The sequence below is a fragment of the Geobacillus sp. ZGt-1 genome (genome assembly GCF_001026865.1).
Taxonomy (GTDB): Bacteria; Bacillota; Bacilli; order Bacillales; family Anoxybacillaceae; genus Geobacillus; species Geobacillus thermoleovorans.
In genome coordinates this window covers 217,836-220,974 of record NZ_LDPD01000023.1, presented here as the reverse complement: position 1 = coordinate 220,974, position 3,139 = coordinate 217,836, and the positions used below count along the sequence as shown (strand labels likewise).

At 54.4% G+C, this 3,139-nt stretch carries 2 protein-coding genes and 1 pseudogene; 1 reads left to right on the top strand and 2 read right to left on the bottom strand.

The window, feature by feature from the left end:
* The first annotated feature begins 212 nt into the window (after positions 1–212).
* Positions 213–1,580, top strand: coding sequence for a glycoside hydrolase family 1 protein (locus tag VU18_RS09845; RefSeq protein ID WP_021322472.1), 1,368 nt, complete (start codon positions 213–215; stop codon positions 1,578–1,580).
* 107 nt (positions 1,581–1,687) lie between these two features.
* Here VU18_RS09845 and VU18_RS09840 read toward each other — a convergent pair whose 3' ends face one another.
* Complete coding sequence (locus VU18_RS09840) at positions 1,688–2,305, bottom strand: cyclase family protein (protein ID WP_021322471.1); 618 nt, start codon at positions 2,303–2,305, stop codon at positions 1,688–1,690.
* Positions 2,306–2,404: 99 nt separating this feature from the next.
* Positions 2,405–3,139: pseudogene (locus VU18_RS09835) on the bottom strand (glucose-6-phosphate dehydrogenase); the annotation flags it as partial.

The window sequence follows — 3,139 nt, the reverse complement described above, 5'->3', positions numbered from 1 at the left end:
TCGCCTAATTAAGATAAAATTGCCATTGCTGGGAGCGTTGGTTCTCCAAAGCGCATGAAACAGTTTTCACAACGTCTAGACGGGCTCGTACCTCCGCTCGTCTCGTTTTATAAAGAAGCAAATATGTCATCATGAGGATGATGCCCAAGGGTGAATTTTCCAAGGCGTTCAATCACTTAAACACGTCTGTTCACAGATAGGAGGGTCTTTCCATGTCACAACAGCGTAAATCGATCATCCCCGACGACTTTTTATGGGGCGGGGCGGTGACGTCGTTCCAGACGGAAGGGGCGTGGAACGAAGGCGGCAAAGGGCTGTCGATCGTTGATGCGCGCCCGATTCCAAAAGGGCATTCCGATTGGAAAGTGGCGGTCGATTTTTACCATCGCTACAAAGAAGACATCGCTTTGTTCAAGGAGCTCGGCTTTACCGCCTACCGGACGAGCATCGCTTGGACGCGCATTTTTCCGGACGGGGAAGGGGAGCCGAATGAAGCGGGCTTGGCGTTTTATGACGCCGTGTTTGATGAATTGAGAGCGAACGGCATCGAGCCGGTCATTACGCTGTACCATTTTGATTTGCCGCTGGCGTTGGCCAAGAAATACAACGGCTTTGCCTCGCGGAAAGTCGTCGACTTGTTTGAGCGGTACGCGCGCACCGTATTTGAGCGTTACCGCGGGAAAGTGAACTATTGGCTGACGTTCAACGAACAAAATTTAGTGCTCGAACAGCCGCATTTATGGGGGGCGATTGGGCCGGAAGACGAAGACCCGGAAGCGTTTGCCTACCGCGTCTGTCATAACGTGTTTATCGCCCACGCGAAAGCGGTGAAGGCGCTGCGCGAAATCGCTCCCGAGGCGAAGATCGGCGGGATGGTGACGTATTTGACGACGTATCCGGCGACATGCCGGCCGGAAGACGCTTTGGCGAACGTGCAGGCGAAAGAGCTGTTCATTGATTTCTTCTTTGATGTGTTCGCCCGCGGCGCCTATCCGCGTTATGTGACCAACCGGCTTGAGAAAAAAGGAATCTGCCTGCCGCTCGAAGCGGGGGATGAGGAGTTGCTCCGTTCGCAGACGGTCGACTTTTTGTCGTTCAGCTACTATCAAAGCCAAATCGTCCGCCATCAGGAACAGGATGAGCGGATCGTCAAAGGTCTAGAACCGAATCCCTATTTGCCAAAGACGAAATGGGGCTGGGCGATCGATCCGATCGGGTTGCGGATTGCCTTAAAAGACGTGTACGCCCGCTATCAGATGCCCATTTTCATCACCGAAAACGGGATCGGATTGGAAGAGGAGCTGAATGAGGACGGCACGGTCGAAGATGATGAGCGGATCGACTATTTGCGCCGTCATATCGAACAAATGAAGATGGCGATGGAAGAAGGGGTCGAGGTGATCGGCTATTTGATGTGGGGGGCGACGGATCTATTAAGCTCGCAAGGGGAGATGCGCAAGCGCTACGGCGTCATTTTCGTCAACCGCGACGACGAGAACTTGCGCGATTTGAAGCGCTATAAGAAAAAAAGCTTCTACTGGTTCCAGCGCGTCATTCGCACGAACGGGGAAGAGCTGTAAACAGAGGCGGGGAAGCCCCCGCCATTTTACCAGTCTTTAGGGCGGCCATGGCGAATATTCAATTTGACATGATCAAACAGCCGGTCCCATCGGGGGACCGGCTGTTTTTACGGCTCGCGGTCCAACAGCAAGACGCGCGCCGGGGCGGCGTCGGTGCCGACGAGTTTGAGCGGAGCGGCGACCATGAAATAGCGTCCTTCGGGGACGTCTTTCAGCCGCAGCCCTTCGATGATGATGACACCGGCCGAAAACAGCGTTTTATGAGTCGGGTGGCCTTCCTGCGCCCGTTCGATGCCAAGGGCGTCGATGCCGACGCCGCGGATTTGTTTGTCGGCCAAATAACGGGCCGCGTCTTCGGCGACGAAAATAAACTCGAAATGGAACGCGTCTTCGAACGAATTTTTCGTTTTGAACAACACAAAGTCGCCTTCTTGAATGTCAAGATGCGCGATGTCGTCTTTCGTGATCCGGTCGTTGACATGCGTCAAATCGAACAGCTTGCACGGGCCGACGAGGTCGTTCAATGGAATCGTTTCAAACGTCGCCCCGCCTTCGACCATATGGAGGGGCGCGTCAATGTGCGTGCCGGTGTGCACGTCCATGTCAATGCGCGATTCGGTCACATAACCGTTGGTGATCGTTGTGCGTTTCGGCTGTTTTTCTGGTTTGTTTTTATACACGGGCATGCCCTCGTAAATCGGGGCGGTGACGTCATACACCTTCATCGTTCATTCGCTCCTTTGCATGAGGGATAAAGGGGCAAGCGCCCCATGTTGGTTTGTCAAAGAGGACGCGATAGGCGCAACAGGCGGGCCATCGCGTCTTTACGAACGCGGATGCTCGATCGGCCACCAGTGGAAGCCGTCTTTTTTGAGCAGCTCGTCCGCGGCCGCCGGGCCCATGGAGCCAGCCGCGTAGTTCGGAAAGTCGGAAGCTTTTGTGTTCGCCCACACCTCAGAAATTGGGTCGACAAACTGCCATGACGCTGCTACCTCATCCCAATGGGTGAAGTTTGTCGCATCGCCGCGCATGCAGTCGTACAGCAGCTTTTCGTATGCTTCCGGCGTGTTGATCCCATCGATGCAGTTGTTGCAATAGTCGAGTTGAAATGGAGCTGTTATGGTCGTCGATTCCCCGGTTTTTTTGCCGTTTAAATGAAGGGTGATCCCTTCGTCCGGCTGGATGTGGATGACGAGCAAGTTCGGGGCGATCGTCTCATTCGTCCGGTAATACAAGTTCATCGGTACATCTTTAAATTGGACGACGATTTTCGTCGATTTTTCCGCCATCCGTTTGCCGGTGCGAATGTAAAACGGCACGCCAGCCCAACGGAAGTTGTCGATCAGGAGTTTTCCAGCGACGAACGTTTCCGTGTTCGAGTCCGGATCGACGTTCGGCTCCTCGCGATACGCCGGCACGTTTTTGCCGTGGATCACCCCGCGCCCGTATTGGCCGCGCACGAAATAGCGGTCGACTTCATCGTGCGCAATCGGGCGCAAGGCGCGCAACACTTTCACTTTTTCATGGCGGATGTCATCGGTCGTTAATTTGATCGGCGG

What these genes read in the sequence shown, in the direction of transcription:
- VU18_RS09845 (WP_021322472.1), top strand. Translation starts at nt 213, where the DNA reads ATGTCACAACAGCGTAAATCGATCATCCCCGACGACTTTTTATGGGGC.
- VU18_RS09840 (WP_021322471.1), bottom strand. Translation starts at nt 2,305, where the DNA reads ATGAAGGTGTATGACGTCACCGCCCCGATTTACGAGGGCATGCCCGTG.